This is a genomic window from Chryseobacterium sp. SC28 (genome assembly GCF_003932955.1).
GTDB lineage: Bacteria > Bacteroidota > Bacteroidia > Flavobacteriales > Weeksellaceae > Epilithonimonas.
In genome coordinates this window covers 15259-34257 of record NZ_QOVY01000003.1, presented here as the reverse complement: position 1 = coordinate 34257, position 18999 = coordinate 15259, and the positions used below count along the sequence as shown (strand labels likewise).

The 18999-nt window shown below is 39.6% G+C and carries 20 protein-coding genes; 15 read left to right on the top strand and 5 right to left on the bottom strand.

What is annotated here, in order from left to right; all coding sequences use genetic code 11:
• Nucleotides 1–92 precede the first annotated feature (92 nt).
• The 10 genes from pdxA (at nucleotide 93) to DTW91_RS02725 (ending at nucleotide 10091) form a co-directional block, all read left to right on the top strand.
• Nucleotides 93–1181 carry a 4-hydroxythreonine-4-phosphate dehydrogenase PdxA gene (gene pdxA / locus DTW91_RS02770; RefSeq protein WP_125201893.1) on the top strand — a complete coding sequence of 363 codons (1089 nt, stop codon included), beginning with the start codon at nucleotides 93–95 and terminating at the stop codon, nucleotides 1179–1181.
• A 119-nt stretch (nucleotides 1182–1300) separates the two neighbouring features.
• The gene (locus DTW91_RS02765) at nucleotides 1301–1825 is read left to right on the top strand and encodes a YceD family protein (protein WP_125201892.1); all 525 of its coding nucleotides are present in this window, start codon (nucleotides 1301–1303) and stop codon (nucleotides 1823–1825) included.
• A gap of 36 nt (nucleotides 1826–1861) precedes the next feature.
• Nucleotides 1862–2065, top strand: a complete 204-nt coding sequence (rpmF, locus tag DTW91_RS02760; protein ID WP_116033017.1) for a 50S ribosomal protein L32 — start codon at nucleotides 1862–1864, stop codon at nucleotides 2063–2065.
• 92 nt (nucleotides 2066–2157) lie between these two features.
• Complete coding sequence (accB, locus tag DTW91_RS02755) at nucleotides 2158–2634, top strand: acetyl-CoA carboxylase biotin carboxyl carrier protein (protein WP_125201891.1); 477 nt, start codon at nucleotides 2158–2160, stop codon at nucleotides 2632–2634.
• Between the two features lie 99 nt (nucleotides 2635–2733).
• Nucleotides 2734–4092, top strand: coding sequence for an acetyl-CoA carboxylase biotin carboxylase subunit (gene accC, locus DTW91_RS02750; protein ID WP_125201890.1), 1359 nt, complete (start codon nucleotides 2734–2736; stop codon nucleotides 4090–4092).
• A 105-nt stretch (nucleotides 4093–4197) separates the two neighbouring features.
• A complete protein-coding gene (rocD, locus tag DTW91_RS02745) occupies nucleotides 4198–5451 on the top strand; it encodes an ornithine--oxo-acid transaminase (protein WP_125201889.1) in 1254 nt (417 codons plus the stop codon).
• 464 nt (nucleotides 5452–5915) lie between these two features.
• The gene (locus DTW91_RS02740) at nucleotides 5916–6872 is read left to right on the top strand and encodes a hypothetical protein (RefSeq protein WP_125201888.1); all 957 of its coding nucleotides are present in this window, start codon (nucleotides 5916–5918) and stop codon (nucleotides 6870–6872) included.
• Between the two features lie 72 nt (nucleotides 6873–6944).
• A complete protein-coding gene (locus DTW91_RS02735) occupies nucleotides 6945–7931 on the top strand; it encodes a hypothetical protein (RefSeq protein WP_125201887.1) in 987 nt (328 codons plus the stop codon).
• A complete protein-coding gene (locus tag DTW91_RS02730) occupies nucleotides 7928–8890 on the top strand; it encodes a hypothetical protein (protein WP_125201886.1) in 963 nt (320 codons plus the stop codon). The genes DTW91_RS02735 and DTW91_RS02730 overlap by 4 nt, the downstream gene beginning before the upstream one ends.
• Nucleotides 8880–10091, top strand: coding sequence for a glycosyltransferase (locus tag DTW91_RS02725; RefSeq protein ID WP_125201885.1), 1212 nt, complete (start codon nucleotides 8880–8882; stop codon nucleotides 10089–10091). Before DTW91_RS02730 ends, DTW91_RS02725 begins: the two co-directional genes overlap by 11 nt.
• Here the strand turns inward: DTW91_RS02725 and DTW91_RS02720 are convergent, their stop codons facing one another.
• The 3 genes from DTW91_RS02720 to DTW91_RS02710 form a co-directional block, all read right to left on the bottom strand.
• Nucleotides 10092–11315: a glycosyltransferase family 4 protein gene (locus DTW91_RS02720; RefSeq protein ID WP_125201884.1), complete on the bottom strand. Its 1224-nt coding sequence runs from the start codon at nucleotides 11313–11315 to the stop codon at nucleotides 10092–10094. It abuts the gene before it with no gap.
• Nucleotides 11316–11339: 24 nt separating this feature from the next.
• Entirely contained in the window at nucleotides 11340–11960 is a 621-nt protein-coding gene (locus DTW91_RS02715) for a class I SAM-dependent methyltransferase (protein WP_185144725.1), read from the bottom strand.
• A 213-nt stretch (nucleotides 11961–12173) separates the two neighbouring features.
• Entirely contained in the window at nucleotides 12174–12518 is a 345-nt protein-coding gene (locus DTW91_RS02710; protein WP_125201882.1) for a phosphomannose isomerase type II C-terminal cupin domain, read from the bottom strand.
• Nucleotides 12519–12658: 140 nt separating this feature from the next.
• On the opposite strand from DTW91_RS02710, the gene gltX reads away from it, so the two are divergent.
• Nucleotides 12659–14167 (top strand): glutamate--tRNA ligase, encoded by a 1509-nt coding sequence (gene gltX, locus DTW91_RS02705; RefSeq protein WP_125201881.1) that lies wholly within the window; start codon nucleotides 12659–12661, stop codon nucleotides 14165–14167.
• Nucleotides 14168–14265: 98 nt separating this feature from the next.
• A complete protein-coding gene (locus DTW91_RS02700; RefSeq protein WP_125201880.1) occupies nucleotides 14266–15222 on the top strand; it encodes an acetyl-CoA carboxylase carboxyltransferase subunit alpha in 957 nt (318 codons plus the stop codon).
• 84 nt (nucleotides 15223–15306) lie between these two features.
• Here DTW91_RS02700 and lptB read toward each other — a convergent pair whose 3' ends face one another.
• Nucleotides 15307–16035, bottom strand: a complete 729-nt coding sequence (gene lptB / locus DTW91_RS02695) for an LPS export ABC transporter ATP-binding protein (protein WP_125201879.1) — start codon at nucleotides 16033–16035, stop codon at nucleotides 15307–15309.
• An 87-nt stretch (nucleotides 16036–16122) separates the two neighbouring features.
• On the opposite strand from lptB, the gene DTW91_RS02690 reads away from it, so the two are divergent.
• Entirely contained in the window at nucleotides 16123–16893 is a 771-nt protein-coding gene (locus DTW91_RS02690) for a TrmH family RNA methyltransferase (protein ID WP_125201878.1), read from the top strand.
• A gap of 53 nt (nucleotides 16894–16946) precedes the next feature.
• On the opposite strand, the gene DTW91_RS02685 is transcribed toward DTW91_RS02690, so the two are convergent.
• Nucleotides 16947–17153 (bottom strand): hypothetical protein, encoded by a 207-nt coding sequence (locus tag DTW91_RS02685; RefSeq protein ID WP_125201877.1) that lies wholly within the window; start codon nucleotides 17151–17153, stop codon nucleotides 16947–16949.
• A gap of 163 nt (nucleotides 17154–17316) precedes the next feature.
• Here DTW91_RS02685 and DTW91_RS02680 point away from each other — a divergent pair, with 163 nt between their 5' ends.
• Nucleotides 17317–18393 (top strand): hypothetical protein, encoded by a 1077-nt coding sequence (locus DTW91_RS02680; RefSeq protein ID WP_125201876.1) that lies wholly within the window; start codon nucleotides 17317–17319, stop codon nucleotides 18391–18393.
• Entirely contained in the window at nucleotides 18377–18976 is a 600-nt protein-coding gene (locus DTW91_RS02675) for a hypothetical protein (protein ID WP_185144724.1), read from the top strand. Before DTW91_RS02680 ends, DTW91_RS02675 begins: the two co-directional genes overlap by 17 nt.
• The last annotated feature ends 23 nt before the right edge of the window (nucleotides 18977–18999 follow it).

Genomic DNA, 18999 nt, shown 5'->3' with positions numbered 1-18999 from the left:
CCGCAGAAACCATCCCCATTTAATAACGAAAGAAAAACTATCCCAAAAATTTGTAAATTTGTAAACCTATAAACAATGTCAAAGATAAACAAATGCGCACCAAACACCACAAAATCCGAGTAGGAATTTCCATCGGCGATTTCAACGGCATCGGTCCCGAGATCATCCTCAAATCTTTGAAAGATAAAACCATCACCGACTTTTTTACACCCGTCATCTTTGGTTCCGGAAAACTTTTTACCTATCAGAAAAATGTTTTTAAACTTCAGACCAATTTCCATTACATCAACGATGCCAAAGAAGCCCAAGGTGGGAAAATCAATATGGTAAACCTCACGAAGGAAAACAGCAATATAGAATTTGGCATCCCCACAGAAGAATCTACCAAAATGGCCATCGACTCGCTAAACGCCGCGACAGAAGCCTTGCTCAATAAAGATATCGATGTGATCGTCACGGCGCCCATCAACAAAGACGAAATGATGAAATGTGGTTTTGCCCACACCGGCCACACGGGATATTTCGAAGAAAAAGCCGGCAAAAAAGCCCTTATGTTTATGGTAAGCGAAACTTTGAAAGTCGCCGTTTCCACGCACCACATCCCCGTTGCCGATGTTGCCAGCCACATTACGGGAGACAATATCAAACAGCAAATCAAGCAACTGGTGACCACCCTCCGAGAAGATTTCTGCGTAGAAAAACCAAAAATCGCCGTTTTGGGACTCAATCCGCACGCCGGCGACGGCGGCGTGATTGGCCGCGAAGAAATAGAAATCATTGAACCCGTGATTCAGGATTTGTTCCGCGATGGCATCATGGCTTTCGGGCCTTATCCGGCCGATAGTTTTTTCCAGCCGGAGAAATATTGTGCTTTCGACGCCGTCTTGGCAATGTATCACGATCAAGGGCTCACGCCCTTCAAAACAATCGCTTACGAATGCGGCGTCAACTTTACTGCGGGCTTGCCTTTCGTGAGAACTTCGCCCGATCACGGCGTTGCTTACGATATTGCGGGGAAAAATATCGCGGACGAAACTTCATTTTCAGAAGCCATTTTCACCGCCATCGAGATTTTTAAAAACAGAGAAGAATATCAGGAATTGCGCGCAAACCGCCTTCGTCCCAAAGCCATGCACGCCGGTCAAGACGGCATAGACGAAGACTTGCCGGAGGAAAATTGACAAGCTTCAACAATATTGAAGCCTGAAAATGAAGGCAAGACCGAGTTCTTTCCAATGGAAGTATTACTAAAAATATTTTGCGATTCAAAAAAATTAAACTATTTTTGCAAACCCTTTTTATGGACAGATTTAGAAACTACGACATTGCTTTTGTAGGCCTAAAACCGGGAAAGCACGATTTCAATTATGAAATCAATCAGCAGTTCTTTGATTTATTTGAGACTGAACATGAGTTTTTCAACCCCAATATCAACGTGAATGTTCTGCTGGACAAGCACACGACATTTTTGGAATTTTATATCGACATCGCAGGTACGGTTCAATTAATCTGCGACATTAGCAATGATGCATTTTCTGAAAACGTACAAAACGATTTGAAAATTCTTGTAAAATTTGGCGAAGAATATGACGACAGCAACGAAGATGTCATCACGATCAACAGAAAAGACAGCGATTTCAATATCGCCCATCTGATCTACGAAACGGTAGTTTTATCTATCCCGATGAAAAAGGTATCGCCTGCTGTACAAGAAAATGAGGAATATCAAAATCTTTTAGACAAATACAGTCCCAAAATCAAGGAAGAAGAGAAACCAATCGATCCCAGATGGGAAGCTTTGAAAAAATTAAAAGACAACAATTAAGAAATAACAAAATAATTCGGTTAAAAAATATCAGAAATGGCACATCCTAAAAGAAGACAATCGTCTACAAGAAGAGATAAAAGAAGAACGCACTACAAAGCTGTAGTTCCTCAATTGGCAAAAGACGCAACATCCGGCGAAATGCACTTGTACCACAGAGCGCACTGGCACGAAGGAAAACTATACTACAGAGGAAAAGTAGTGGTAGAAAAAACCGTAGAAACCACAGAAGAAAATTAGAATTATTTCTGATAATTTTTTAAAAACCACTCACATTTTATTAATTTGGGTGGTTTTTTATTATATTTGGCGTTCAAAACATTTAAAATTTTATGGATTTAAAAGACATTCAGAATCTTGTTAGATTTGTAGCAAAAGCAGGAGTTTCCGAAGTAAAATATAAGAACAAAGACTTCGAAATCTACATCAAAACCCCGCTGGGCGGAGAGCCCGTAAGCTATGTTACCCCTCAAGTTTCTTATCAGACGCCCGTTTCTGCGCCCGCGGCAGCCCCGGTTTCCGCACCGCCCGAAAATTCGGAAACGGCCTCTTCTGCAGACGAAAGCAAATATGTGACGATAAAATCGCCGATGATCGGTACATTTTACCGAAAACCATCTCCGGACAAAGAGGTATTTGTCAACGTAGGCGATACTGTCACAGTTGGGAAGGTGGTTTGCGTGATCGAAGCCATGAAACTTTTCAACCAAATCGAATCGGAGGTGAACGGAAAAATCGTAAAAATATTAGTGGAGGATGCTTCGCCGGTAGAATATGATCAGCCATTGTTTTTAGTCGATCCTTCTTAAAGGAATTTTAGATGAAAGATGCTAAAGATTTTAGATGAATCACAATTCGTTTAGAATTAATTTAAAATTCAAGATTTAAAATTTAAAATTTCTAAAAAGATGTTCAAAAAAATACTGATCGCAAACCGTGGCGAGATCGCGATGCGAATTTTGCGTACAGCTAAGGAAATGGGAATCAAAACTGTAGCTGTCTATTCAACTGCCGACAAAGACAGCCTGCACGTGCGTTTTGCAGACGAAGCAGTCTGCATCGGTCCGCCGATGAGCAAAGATTCTTATCTGAAAATCCCCAATATCATTGCAGCGGCAGAAATTACCAATGCAGATGCCATCCATCCCGGATACGGCTTCCTTTCGGAGAATGCCAATTTCTCCAGAATCTGTGCCAAAAACAATATCAAATTTATCGGCGCCACACCGGAACAAATCGAAAAAATGGGCGATAAAGCAACAGCTAAGGCCACGATGAAAGCGGCGGGCATCCCTTGTGTTCCGGGATCCGACGGCCTGATCGATTCGTACGAAGACGCCAAAAAAATAGCAAAAGAAACGGGATATCCGGTAATGATAAAAGCAACCGCCGGGGGTGGCGGCAAGGGAATGAGAGCCGTGTGGAATGAAGAAGACCTCAAGCACCATTGGGACTCCGCGATCCAAGAAGCCCTTGCAGCCTTTGGAAACGGCGGAATGTATATGGAAAAACTCATCGAGGAACCGAGACATATTGAGATCCAAGTGGCAGGAGATCAATTGGGCAAAGCCTGTCACCTCTCGGAAAGAGACTGCTCTATCCAGAGAAGAAACCAGAAACTGATCGAAGAAACTCCATCGCCTTTCATGACCGATGATCTCCGCGAAAGAATGGGCAATGCAGCGGTGAAAGCTGCAGAATTTATTTCGTACGAAGGCGTTGGCACTATAGAATTTTTGGTCGATAAGCACCGGAATTTCTATTTTATGGAAATGAATACCAGAATCCAGGTGGAACATCCGATAACGGAGCAAGTGGTGGATTTCGACTTGATTCGGGAGCAGATTTTCTTGGCTGCGGGAGAACCACTGAGCGGGAAAAATTACTATCCACAAAGGCATTCGATCGAGTGCAGAATCAATGCGGAAGATCCTTATGCCGACTTCCGACCATCTCCCGGGAAAATTACGGAACTTAATATCCCCGGAGGAAATGGCGTGCGCGTGGACACGCACGTCTACTCCGGCTACACCATTCCCTCCAACTACGATTCTATGATTGCAAAGCTAATAGTCACGGCTCACACAAGAGACGAAGCGATTGCGAAAATGAAACGTGCCTTGGAAGAGTTTTACATAGAAGGAGTAAAAACGACAATTCCTTTCCACAGACAATTATTGGAAAATGAGGATTTCCTTGCAGGAAACTACACCACCAAGTTTATGGAAGACTTCGTAATGGACAAAAGTTATGACAATCATATCTAAAAACATCCCTTAATATCAGCATAAATGCCTGACTACTGCAGTTAGGCATTTCTGTTTAGCCCTTATTGCTTCCAAATTTATTATTTTTGCTTAAAATAAATCATTATGTCAACAGCAGTTCAGAAAAAGAATTCTCAATATTACATCGATCTCGAAAATCAATATGGTGCGCATAACTATCATCCGCTTCCCGTGGTTCTTGAGCGCGGCGAAGGCGTATTCGTGTGGGACGTTGAAGGAAAGAGATACTACGATTTTCTCTCTGCCTATTCTGCTGTCAATCAAGGGCATTCCCATCCAAAAATAGTGGAAGCGCTAATAAATCAAGCCAAGAAATTGGCTTTAACTTCAAGGGCTTTCTACAATGCAAATCTTGGAGAATATGAGAAAAAAATCACGACGCTTTTCGGTTTTGATAAAGTGCTACCGATGAATTCCGGCGCTGAAGCCGTAGAAACTGCTGTGAAATTAGCCCGAAAATGGGGCTACGAGGTAAAACAAATTGCTGAAAACACTGCGAAAATAATCGTTTGCGAAAATAATTTCCACGGCAGAACCACGACCATTGTTTCTTTCTCCAATGATCCCGAGGCCAATCAGAATTACGGCCCTTTCACACCGGGATTTGTGAAAATTCCTTATAACGATTTGACGGCGCTGGAAGAAACGTTGAAAGATGACGCTCAAAATATTGCAGCCTTTTTGGTAGAACCCATCCAAGGCGAAGCCGGCGTAGACGTTCCTGATGAGAATTATTTGAAAAACGCTTGGGAACTGTGCAAAAAATACAATGTTCTTTTCATTGCAGACGAGGTTCAAACCGGCATTGCAAGAACGGGAAAACTCATCGCGTGCCATCACGAAAATGTTCAGCCCGATGTTTTGATTTTGGGCAAAGCGCTTTCAGGAGGGATGTATCCTGTGTCTGCGGTTTTGGCCAATGATGAGATTATGAATGTCATCAAACCGGGGCAGCACGGCTCCACTTTTGGCGGAAATCCGATTGCCTGCGCCGTTGCTATGGCCGCTTTGGACGTGGTTGCCGAGGAACATTTATCAGAAAAATCTGAAAAGCTGGGGCAACTTTTCCGTTCCGAAATAGGAAAAGTGATCGAAAAAACAGACCTAATTACCAAAGTTCGCGGCAAAGGACTGCTGAATGCCATTCTTATCAATGATTCTCCGGACAGCAGCACGGCGTGGAACATCTGCATAAAACTAATGGAAAACGGGCTTCTTGCCAAACCCACGCATGGCAATATCATCCGGCTGGCTCCGCCTTTGGTCATCACCGAAGCACAACTGTTGGACTGTGTCAAAATTATCGAAAAAACTGTTTTGGAATTTCGGAAGTCTTAGATTATTCTAAAAATCCTGAGGGCGGCAGCTTTTTCCCTGCGGATTTTCACTTTATAAAAACCCATTTGTTCTGCTGTCAATATTTCTGACTTCTGAAAAAATGAAGAGCATCCGTTGCTACTGCGGTCTATCGCAAAAGCTCATGGAAATGCCCGCTGCCGAATTGGAAAGATTTTTGCATTTGAACGAACTTGTCGATGATTTTAATGCCAATTAATGGAATGTAAAATATATTAAATTGCAAATTAAAAGTCTCTGAACAGCGCCGAATTTCAATAGTAAGGCGCAAGTTCTACAGATTTTACGGATGAAGTATGAAAGTATTTTATTGATTGATATTAATGTCAAAAAACTCGGATGTGCGGTTTTTGCAAGAACGCCGGGAAAGATTTCTGAAAAGAAATGACAGAAAAACCAAAACTTTTCGTTTATAAAAGAGTGACAGATAAGCGGCTGAAACAAGAATGATAGAAAGCACCAAATTTATAGTAATGATCACCTTTGACAATTGGGGATACAACCAATATATTGCGGATGCTCTGGAGGCAAAGTCGCACAAGGTAAAGCATATAAATTTTTATCAATATCGGTACAGATATCCAAGCATCTGGCACAAAATCTTTAATTTTTTTACGAAAAATTTGGGCATTGCCAATTTGAAACATCTTCATTATCATAGAGCGATCCTGAAAGAGTTGGAAAATATCAATCACATCGACACGGCTATTTACATCAAAGCAGATTTTTTGTCGCCCAAGACCATCAAAGAAATTAATAAAAAATGCGAGAAATCGGTATTGCTCATCAGCGATTCTATCAAAAGATATCCTGAAACCAAACATATTTTGTCGCTCTTCGACAAGGTTTTTTCTTTTGAAAAAAAAGATTGTCAGGAATACAACTTGCTCTTTAAACCCAATTTTATCTACAACTATTCGGCGGAGACGACTTCGCAGTTCAAATACAAAATATTCAATATCAGTTCTTATGACCAGAGATATCCTATTTTTAGAAAAATAGGAAAATGCCTCTCGGAGATGAATATAAAATACAAAATCATCATTTTCACTTGCAGAGAAGTGGCCGATCCCTATTTAGAATTTTCAAAAAAACCGCTGTCTATCCCCGAAATTAATGAGATGATGCGGGAATCCGAAATCTTGCTCGATCTTCATCGAAATGAACAGCAGGGACTGAGCTTCAGAGTGTTTGAAAGTTTGGGATTGCAGAAAAAATTAATTACGACAAACAAGGATATCATCAATTACGACTTTTACAACCGCCAAAATATTTTTGTAATAGAAGACATCGACAACTTCTCGATCCCGGAATCCTTTTTCCAAAGCGCTTATTGCCCCGTACCCGGCCACATTCTCGATAAATATTTGATAGAAAACTGGGTGAATGAGCTTATTGTTTAATCTGTCGGTTTGGAATTGAGCATTAATAAGCCCATTTTTGTATTTTCATAAAGTACTTTTCGTTCGCAATCAATGATTAACTCCCAAGATTATAAAAAAATCGTCATCTTCTGTCCACCAAAAAAAGTGACGGGCGGGCCGGAGGCCTTGCACCAGTTGTCTCATAAGTTGCGGGCAATCGGGCTAGAAAATGTTTTCATGCATTATCTCCCGAAACGCGCGCACCCCAAAGCCAAAAACTATTCCATCTATGAGTCTGTGCAGACCGGCGCGGTAGAAGATCATCCGCATACTTTGCTCATCATCCCGGAATCGATGACGAATCTGATAAAAAAATATCCCAAATGCCGGAAAATAATTTGGTGGCTGAGTGTGGACTTTTACCAAATCTTGGTCGACAACAGGATTAGAAAGCAAAATATATTTCAAAAATTATTCTATAAGCAGGCAGACAGGGAGTATCATCTGGAGCCGCTTCCGGATGTTTTTCACTGGGCGCAATCGTACAGATCCGGTGTTTATCTTAAAAATCATCATATTCCCGAAGACCAAATCGATTATGTCTGCGATTATATCAATCCGGTTTTCTTGGAAAGCACCGGCATCAAAAAAAATCTGCACAGCAGAAGAATACTTTATAATCCTAAAAAAGGGAAAAAAGAAATGCACTCATTGATGCTGAACTCGCCGGAGCTGGAGTGGGTGCCAATCAAAAACATGAACGCCAGAGAGATACGCGACTTGATGGCGGCATCGCTACTGTATGTAGATTTCGGGGAAAATCCGGGGCGGGACAAGATGCTGAGGGAATCTGTCTCGCAAGATTGCTGCATCATCTCCGGCAGGAAGGGCTCGTCTCAATATCAGCAAGACTTGATGATCCCGGAAGAATATAAATTTGATTTTCGTGAGGAGAGCATCCCCGAAATTATCGATAAGATAAAAACTGTTTTGGAAAATTACAAAGATCACATTCCGAATTTCCTGCCCTATAAAAATGAAGTTTTGAACGAAGAAGCGGTTTTTGAAAATAAGTTGAAAGAAATTTTTGGAAAATGACGCCGAAGAGAATTACTTTGATTTATCCTTTTGCATACGGCTACATTGATTTTGTAGTTCGGGAATTGAGATCTCATCCGGATGTGGTGGTAACCGAAATCAAAACCGACAAGATCAAATACAAGTATCCCAACTTGCGGGCAAAAGTCTGGAATGGCGTCAGAAAATTGTTCGGAAAAAATTTTAAAAAAGAATATTTTCAAAATCAAATCTTGCAGCAGATTGATGAAAAACAAGATATTATTTTCATTATCAGACCCGATCTCTTGGCGCTTTCTTTATTGAAAAAATTAAAAGATAAATCCGAAAAACTGGTTGCTTACTATTACGACAGTTGCAAAAAATATCCTAAACAGCTGGAAATTGCTCATTTTTTTGATGAAATCTACTCTTATGAAAAAGAAGATATAGAAAAATATGGTTTTCTCGAGACTTCCAATTTTATTTATGATGAAACGATAGAGCCTGACGAGATGATATATGACATTTTCAATATTTCATCGTACGATTCGAGAATTGATGAGATCCTGTATTTGTCGAAAATATTATCTGAGGGCGGGCTGAAGATTCATTTTGTTTTATTTAATTTCAAAAAATTGACATTTCCGCATCTCATCTCGGTGACGAAATATCTTGATCTGAAGGAAACCAAAAAACTGATTGCACAGTCCAAAGCGATGATCGATATTCAAAGGGCTGACCAGCAGGGACTTTCTTTTCGGACTTTTGAGAGTTTGGGTTATCGAAAAAAATTGATAACTACTAATAAATCTGTGAAAAATTATGATTTCTATAATCCCAATAATATCCTGGTAATCGACAGCAAAACAATTGACATCGATGAAATTAAAACATTTTTGAAAATTCCTTATGTGGAGATCTCAAGAGAAATAATCGATCGATATTCGGTAAAACAGTTTACCAACAGAATATTTAAATTAAATGCAAATGGGAATTAAAAGAAAAATAAAGAATTATATCCACATCAAGAAGTTTTATCCCTTGTCGGAAAAAATAATTATTCCTGATGAGAATAAGAAAACCATTTTAATTGTTGACAGTCAAATTCCCACATTTGATAAGGATTCTGCATCGAATAGACTCACAGAAATTGCCAAATTTTTGGCGAAATATTACAATGTGTATCTTGTAGATTGGCGAAAAGAAATTCCGAATGCAAAATCAAAAAAATATATCCAAAATCTGAACGATCACAACGTGACGGTTTACACACCATTTATAAATAAATATGGCCTATTGAGAGGGAAAAAATATTTTATTAAGAATCTGCTCCCAAAGATTGATTTTGTATGGTGTCACAGACCGGAACTTTTTGAATATTATTTGGATTTTTTCCGAGCAAAAGCACCACGGGCCAAAATAATTTATGATATGGTGGACATCCATTACCTAAGAATGGAACGAGGTCTCGAGATAAAATATGATAAAACCAGAGCCAAGGAAGTCGTTCGCTATAAATATATTGAAACGGAGCTGAGTAAAAAAGCAGACAAAATAGTGGTGATAAGTGACCAAGAAAAAGAATTCATGAAGTCTTTTGTAGATGAATCGAAACTTTTCACGGTGAGCAATGTTCATAATCTGAAAGTAAACCCCACCGAGATGCCTTCTTTCGAAGAGAGAGCAGGGATTTTCTTTATTGGTACTTTTCTTCACGATCCGAATGTGGATGCGGTGGAGATTCTCTATCATCAAATTATGCCTTTGGTATGGAAAGTCCAGCCGGATCTAAAGGTCACGATCATTGGTTCCGAAGTCCCGGAATCTATCTTAAAAATGAATTCTCAAAACTTTGAAGTTGCCGGATATGTGGAAAACATCATTCCTTATTACGAAAAATGTTTCGCATCGGTGTCTCCGTTAAGGTTTGGAGCAGGCGTGAAGGGGAAAATCGGACAAGCCTTGGAATATGCACTTCCTGTTTTAACTACAGAAATAGGAGCAGAAGGAATGTTTCTGGAAAACGGCGTTACGGCGCTCATTGCAGGGAATGAAGATTATCAGAAATTTGCCGATAACATTATTGAAATTTGCACCAACAGAAAAACCTGGGAAACACTTCATAACAATTCTGCAAAAGCGATTTTTCCATTTACTATCGAGGCTCAGAAAGAAAATATTTTTCGGCTGTTGCAATAATTAAGAATTACTAATTTTTTCATAAATCGCAACAAGTTCATTGGCACTTTTTTCCCAAGAAAATAGTTTGGAACGCTCCAATCCTTTTTTAGCATAGTGTTTTCTAAAAGATTCATCCAGATAAAGATCCAGCATAGTTTTGGACAATCCTTTTTCGTCTTGTGGATCCAGCATAATTCCCGCATCACCAATAACTTCCGGCAACGAGGAAGTATTGGAAGTAACTGTGGCTACTCCACATTGCATCGCTTCTAAGGGTGGCAAGCCAAAACCTTCGTAAAGCGACATATAATAAAAAGAATGGGCATGGCTGTACAGACTTGCAAGATCCTCGTCCGGAACTCTTCCCGTAATGATGATCTTATCTTTTAGTTCCTGCGCATTCTGATATTCCTCAAAAATCTTATCATAACCCCAGCCCTTTCCGCCTACCAAAACCAACCCTAAGTCGCTGATCCTGTTTTCTTTTATAATTTTCAAAAAAGTCCGAATCACAAAATCTACATTTTTACGAGGTTCCAAGGTGCTGACACTTAAGAAGTATTTTTCCGGAAGATTGTATTTCTTTTTTACCGAGCTAAATTTTTCCTCATTTCTGCAAACATAAAACAGCGATTTGGAAGCAGCCAACAAATTAACAAACACATGGTCTGGATTAATTTTCGGAGCATAATTAAGCAAATCTCTTTTGGTATTTTCCGAAACACAGATGGCGTAGCCGTCGTCCCCAATGCTATTTATAACTTCTTGGATTAATTCTGAATTAAAATGAAGGTCGGGAAATAAAATTGGAATCAAATCGTGAACGGTTATTACTTTTTTCAGATTCGGATAATGATTTACGACATTATTGATGGGATAATATGTGGAATGATAGACCTTTGCCGATTTCCAAATATTTTTAAACAGAATATTTTGATAATTATAAACTCCTATTTTGCGGTACAAATACTTGAATAATTTTTCTTTCCGGAATGGCAAAAATTTTCTTCTTATCCTACGATTAGCTTCGACGACTGTGATGGAATTTTCTCGAAAGAACGAATTCAACTCTTTTGTAGTGGTGGGCCGATCAAAAAAACTCAAATGAGAATAGAAAAGTTCGATCTCATTTTTTTTGCTTAATATTTTAAATAATTCCAAGGAAACTCTGAAAATCCCCGTTCTATTATCCTTATAAGAATCTGCGATGACATCTCCATCGATGATTATTTTGATTTTCATTTTATTAACCCTTAAAATACTGAATCACAAGTTCTTATAAAGTATTTCTTTAATTTTTAAGTAATCTCTATCTTGATAAGATTCTCTCTTTATATTGAATTTTTTAATTTTCTTCTTTTTCAATCCAAAAAACACCTTTTTTACTTCTTGATCCTTCAACGCATAATCAATCTGCTCGGTTGTAAATGTCTTGGTAGTATAGATATGAATATTGTTTTTCCGATAATAGTTTTTATTAAATTTTTTAGCAATCAGTTCCAAGGATTTTTCCGAATAAAAAGCAATGTGTTGACCCGTTTCATGGGCGATATAAACCCAATTTTCTATAGCATAAGTTTGATCTGGGACGATTTCTGTAGAAAAAATTAAGTGATCCGAATACTTTAAAATGGTTTCAATCTCTTCAAGAGGTCTGGAAAGATGTTCGAAAACCTCAAAGGCCGTTACGACATCAAATTTGGAAAAATTGGTATCTGTTATATCAAAATACTGTGCAAATATATTATCGCAATATATGTCCTGACGATAAAAATCAAATCCTAAATCTCTCATCGATCTTGTAAAAAGACCATAACCTCCCGCATAATCCAAAAAAACATTCGCCTCTGAAAAACAGGTATTAATTATTTTAGGAATATTCTTCAAGAGCAGCGAATTTCTTACAAGAATACCAATATCCAAAGATGTAATCGCACTTTGATATGCCTCGTCCAGCCAAAAAGCTTCGTCAGTTTGTACGAAACCGCAATTGCTGCATTGGTGATAATCAACATCGTACTTCAGCAAAACTTTCTTTGAGAAAATTTTTTCTAAGCTTGCCCCACAAATTTTGCAGTTCATAATCTGATAATCAAAATCTTACTGTCTCTCGTATTCATCCTCCAACCGCACGATATCATCTTCTCCAAAATACGTTCCCGTCTGTACTTCTATGAAAACTACGGGTTTATCGGTAAGATTCATAATTCTGTGTTTCGCGCCCAGCGGAATAAAAATACTCTGCCCGTAAGATAAAGGAATTTCTTCTCCATCCAAGATAATCGTAGCATCACCTTCGATGATGGTCCATTGCTCCTGTCTTTTGTAATGAAACTGATAAGACAATTTCTGACCCGGATTCACCTCTATCCTTTTCAATTTGTAGTTGGGCTCATCCGCCAAAACAAAATATCTACCCCAAGGTCTTTCGCCAATTTCTAACATGGTTTTTATTTTTTTTATGAAACAAAAATACTGTTTCGGCAAAGATTAACCAAATTCCAAAGCCAAAACGCTCAGAATTTCTTAATTTTGCACCAGCATTTTTTAGTCATACCGATGACTTGCAGAATAATAATCTTAATATGAAAAAAGTACGCGTGCGATTTGCACCCAGCCCCACCGGCGCTTTACATCTTGGAGGCGTGCGAACGGCACTGTACGACTATCTCTTTGCCAAACACCACGGCGGAGAATTCGTTCTCAGAATAGAAGATACCGATACCGCCAGATATGTAGAAGGAGCCGAAGATTATATCATGAATTCTCTGGAATGGTGCGGCATCATACCAGACGAGAGCCCCAGAGTGGGCGGTCCCTACGCACCCTACCGGCAATCCGAACGAAGAGATATCTACGACCGGTACAAAAATCAAATCCTGAAAACAGAGCACGCTTATCTGGCCTTCGATACGCCCGAAGAACTAGATGCCGTCCGAAAAGAATTCGAGGCTAAAGGTGAAGTTTTCTCATACAATTATAAGACGAGACAACACCTGAAAAACAGCATTTCCCTTTCGGAACAAGAAGTTCAAAAATTGCTGAATGCCGATACCCCTTATGTCGTGCGTTTCAAAATGCCGGTGGACAGAACGCTGCACCTGCAAGATATTATCAGAGGCCATTTTTCCGTGAATACCAATACATTGGACGACAAAGTCCTAATCAAAAACGACGGAATGCCCACCTATCATTTCGCCAACGTGGTAGACGATTTTGAGATGAAAATCTCCCACGTCATCCGCGGCGAAGAGTGGCTTCCCTCGATGCCCCTGCATATTCTGCTTTATGAAGCAATGAATTGGGAAGCGCCGGAATTCGCACATTTATCGTTGATTTTAAAGCCGGAAGGCAAAGGGAAACTGAGTAAAAGAGACGGTGCCAAATTCGGTTTTCCCGTTTTCCCAATGAATTTCAAGGATCCGGAAACCGGCGAAATCTGGAAAGGCTACAAAGAAGCGGGCTATTTTCCGGAAGCCTTTGTCAATATGACAGCGCTACTGGGTTGGACGCCGGCCAACGACAAAGAAATCGTTTCTATGGAAGAAATGATCGCAGAATTCGACCTTCACAAAGTGCATAAAGCCGGCGCCAGATTCGACCCCCAAAAAGCAAAATGGTTCAATCAGGAATATCTTAAGATGAAATCTGACCAAGAGATATTGAATCTGCTAAAAAATGAAGATCCATTAAAAAACATCCGTATAGCCGACGACAAACTCTTGAAGATCGTTTCTTTGATGAAGGAGAGAGCCAGCTTTGTGATCGATATTTATAATGAGGGCAAATTCTTTTTCGAAAAACCCACATCCTATGACGAAAAAGCCGTCAAGAAAGCGTGGACAGAAAGCACTTCTAAGGTTCTTGGAGATTTATCCGCAAAATTGGAAGCATCAAAATTTGATTCCGAATCTTTAAGAGAAGTCATTCACCGTTTTGCAGAAGAACATGCTTTGGGATTGGGAAAAGTGATGATGCCGCTTCGCCTCGCTTTAGTTGGCGAGCTGAAGGGACCGGACGTTCCGGACATAATGAACATCATCGGAAAAGAAGAAACGCTGGAGAGAATCGCCAATGCAATCCGTTCAAACTAATGTAAATTATCCACAACGATGGATGTGGACAATCAAAAAAATTAAATACGAATTTGTAAAAAAAACATTACTTTTGAAGCGTTTAACACACCCGAAACATGGAATATTTAGAATTTGAACAACCTATAAAAGAATTGACAGATCAATACGAAAAGTGCGTACAACTGGGCACCGAAAGCGGAATTGATGTAGAAGAATCCTGCAAAAAAATCAGAACCAAAATAGACGAAACCAAGAAAAAAATCTACGGCAATCTGACGCCTTGGCAGAAAGTGCAATTATCCAGACATCCCGACAGACCCTACACGCTCGATTATATCAAAGGGCTGGTAGATGCGGGAAGTTTTGTAGAACTCCACGGCGACAGGAACTTTGGAGATGATCCCGCGATGATCGGCGGACTTGCCAGCATCAGCGGAAACAGCGTTATGCTGATCGGAACCCAAAAAGGAAGAACCACCAAGGAACGCCAATACCGCCGTTTCGGAATGTCGAACCCTGAAGGTTACAGAAAAGCCCTGCGACTGATGAAGCTGGCAGAGAAGTTTAATATTCCGGTCGTCACTTTGATTGACACTCCGGGAGCCTACCCCGGTCTCGAAGCAGAAGAAAGAGGACAAGGCGAAGCCATCGCAAGAAATATATATGAGATGTGCTCTCTCAAAGTACCTATCATCACCGTCATCATCGGAGAAGGCGCAAGTGGCGGCGCGCTGGGGATCGGGGTCGGAAACCGCGTTTATATGCTGGAGAATACTTGGTACTCCGTAATCTCGCCCGAAAACTGCTCAGCCATCCTTTGGAGAAGTTGGGAATACAAAGAGACCGCCGCTACCACAATGAAACTAACGGCCGACGATATGCTGAAACAGAAGTTGATAGACGGTATTATTGCCGAGCCATTAGGTGGAGCGCATTATGACGCCGAAACCGCCATTGCAAATGTGAAAAAAGCAGTTCTAAAGGACATTAAAATATTGTCTAAGCAAGCACCCGAGAAACTCGTGCATGATCGTCAGGAAAAATATATCGCAATGGGCGAATTCAAAGGATAAATCGATTGCGGAAGTTTAAAATAATCCTTTTGCGGTTTTGAAAAATTCCAAAATAATTTTCTTTTAGAGGGTCGCGCTATCGAGCTAAATCTTTTCAAAACGAAAATTCTCGCCAAGATAAGCCTGCCTTACTTCCGGATCATTTGCCAAATCTTCCGGAACGCCTTCTTTCAGGATTTTGCCCTCAAACATAATATAAGTTTTGTTGGTGATGGCCAAAGTCTGCTGCACGTTGTGATCGGTAATCAAAATTCCGATGTTTTTCTCTACCAAAGATCTCACTATCTTCTGAATATCTTCTACCGCAATAGGATCCACTCCGGCAAAAGGCTCATCTAAAAGAATGAAATTGGGGCTGGTAGCAAGACAACGGGCAATCTCTGTACGGCGCCTTTCGCCACCTGAAAGCAGGTCGCCGCGGTTCTTGCGGACGTGCTCCAGATGGAATTCCTCGATCAGTTCGTCGCATTTTATTTTCTGTTCCTTTTTGGAAAGTTTGGTCAGCTGCAAAACACCGAGGATATTATCTTCGACAGACAATTTTCGGAAAACGGATGCCTCCTGCGCCAAATATCCGATGCCTTTTTGCGCGCGCTTGTACATCGCATCCTGCGTAATATTTTGATTATCAAGATAAACGTTGCCCGAAGTTGGCTTTACCAATCCGACGATCATATAAAAAGACGTGGTTTTTCCGGCGCCATTTGGTCCCAAAAGTCCAACGATTTCGCCTTGCTGAACTTCCAGTGATACGCCTTTTACAACTTTCTTCGGTCCGTATTCTTTGACTAAATTTTCTCCTCGTAAAATCATAAAACAAAGATATATATTTTTTGCCGGAAGTTGGAAGACGGAAATTCAACTCAACCCGATTTTAATATCTTTGTGAAAAATTCAACGATGCTTATTGAAAGCCTTCAAAACGAAAAAATAAAAAGACTCACCAGACTTCTTAGCAAAAATCAGGAACGGAAAAAAGCCGGTGTTTTCATTGTAGAAGGATTGCAGGAAAACCGGCGTGCCTTGGAATTTGGCAATCAAGCCGAAGAATTCTATATTTGCGAGTCTATTTTCGCAGGGAAATTGCCGGAAGCTAAAATATATTTTGTATCGGAAAAACTCTACGAAAAGATGGCTTACCGTGGCACGACCGAAGGCATCATCGGCATCTACAAACTCGAACAAAAAAATTTAAAAGATTTTAATCCCGAAAAAGACGCGGCTGTGATTATCTTGGAAAGCGTCGAAAAGCCCGGAAATCTGGGCGCTATCCTGAGGAGTTGCGAAGCTTTTGGCATCAATGCACTCATTGTGACCGATCCGAAAACCGATTTCTATAATCCCAACGTGATCCGGTCTAGCGTGGGCTGCCTCTTCGGAATGAATATTTTTCAGGCTTCTAACACCGAAACTTTGGAATTTCTACAAAGAAAAAACTTTAATATTTTTACCACTTTTATGAGTGAGAATGCACAAAATATTCAGAAATTAAATTTGAAGGGCAGATCGGCAATCCTATTTGGAACTGAGCATTCGGGACTGAGTGATTTTTGGAAAGACAAAGGACAAAATATGGTAATTCCAATGGCAGGAACTATCGACTCGCTCAATCTCAGTAATGCAGCAGCGATCGCTTGTTACGAAATATTGAGACAGAGATTGGAAACATAAAAAGCCACCTTGCAAAAAACAAGACGGCTTTATTCTTAATTTCCGAATGCTAATTACTTAGTTGTAGCAGAATCAACTTTTGCAGCAGCAGAATCAACAGTTGCAGCAGCAGAATCTACAGTTGCAGCAGCAGAATCAACAGTTGCAGCAGCAGAATCAACAGCAGCAGAATCAGCTGAAGTAGTTTCTACGTTTTCGGTTTTTTTACAAGCTACAAGAGCAAAAGCAGCGATTGCGGCTACGAACAATGATTTTTTCATAATAAATATTTTAATTGTTAGTTAATAATTCTGTTCTCCTTTGAACGTGACAAATGTACAGCCACAAATAAATTTTGTATTTGAATATTTATTGTAATATATTTGTAAAACGGGATTTACAAATTAATATATATGTAAATCAACAATTTAAGCTATAAAAACTTTGACCGACATAGACCTTTTATATTTCCAAAACTTAAAAAAGGCTGTTCAGGAGAAATATCTTGAGTCGCATTCGCCGTCGTACGATGATATTTCCAAATGGAGAGGCATTGATATTATTTATTTTCAAGAAGATCTGCGGCAAAAAGCGAAAGGGAATATCAGCGAAAAAACCTTTTATACCTACTTCAAAAATAATTCTCAGGGGAAAATCCCGAGAATCGATATGCTGAATATCCTTTCCGTCTATGTCGGATTCAGTTCGTGGTCCGAATTCCGAATGAAAAACCCGATCGCAGTAGATCAAAAAATATTGGATGCTCCGGCAGCTTCTCCTAAAGAAGAAGCAGTCCAAAAAGAAGATAAAGAACCTGCTGAAACTCAAAGAAATGATCTCTCCGTCGATAACCAAGCCTTTGATGAAATCAATTATAATATCAATTTAGAAAATAGCAAGCAGAATTTTTTAAAAAAATATTTGTGGCTTGGTATTTCCATATTTTTGTTTGCCGTCGTTCTCATTTTAATTTTTTACGATAATATTTTTTATAAGAAATATACCTATACCTTTATTGATGCAGATAGAAACTCATCTATCAAAGGAGAATTGGACGTCAAGATTATACGGGAAAACGAATCGCCGATTCTTTTCAAGGTAAAGCCAAACTCGCCTTTCGTTTACGAAACTAAAAGTAAAAATTTAAAAATGGTGATTTCCTCTCCTTTTTACAAAACAGATACTGTCACCAGAGATCTTACCAATGCTCCCGTCTCCGAAAACATAGAACTGAAGCCCAATGATTATGCCATTCAATTGTATTATTATTCAAAATCGATTAAAGATTTCAAGAAAAAAACAGAGCAACTAAACCGGCTGATCAGTGATGATGCTCTGATCTACCAAGTCGTCGAAAGCGACATCTACGGAATCGAAACGATGGATAAACAAAAATACATCTCGCTGGTTACACTCCCAACGACCTCTTTGGAAAACTTGGAAGTGATTGATTCACAAATGGAAAACGGAAAAATCGTCATGATAAAATTTAGAATTAGAGACAATGAAGAAACAAAATAAATGGTCTTTGCACATAATGCTGCTTACTATAACCTTGATAGGATTATGGGCGTGCAACAAAAAATATGAGGGAGAAGATAACTCGTTGGAAACCATCCGAAAGGCAAACAACAAGGTGACATACTCCAAGACAAAATTGGACAGTTTACAGGCGATCAACGTCATTACAACCCAAAAAGTTCAGGAACTACTCGATCTTTCCACGCTTTACACATCCGGAAACAAGGACACCGAAATAGATTCGGTTATCTATACTCAGATGCAGGCTTATTTTCTAAATAAGGATTCGAACAATCTGAAACCACTTTTAAAAGAAATGGACAGTTTGAAAGTAAGATATGCCAAAGTCAATAATCTTAAAACCTCAAAATCCACAGTTGAAAAAGACACTTTGGACTTTGCGGCATTTGATGTTGAATATTATGATAAAAAAAGAAGTTATATTACGACCGTTAACAGAAAAGCGCAATACCTACTGAAAGCGGCTCCCGTGAAATTCCAAAAAGAATTCAAATTTTACTTCGTCAGCTTCTATACAGATAGTTCTGCCGACAGTACAAAAATAGAAAAACCCGCTCATTAGCGGGTTTTTCTGCTTAATTAGAT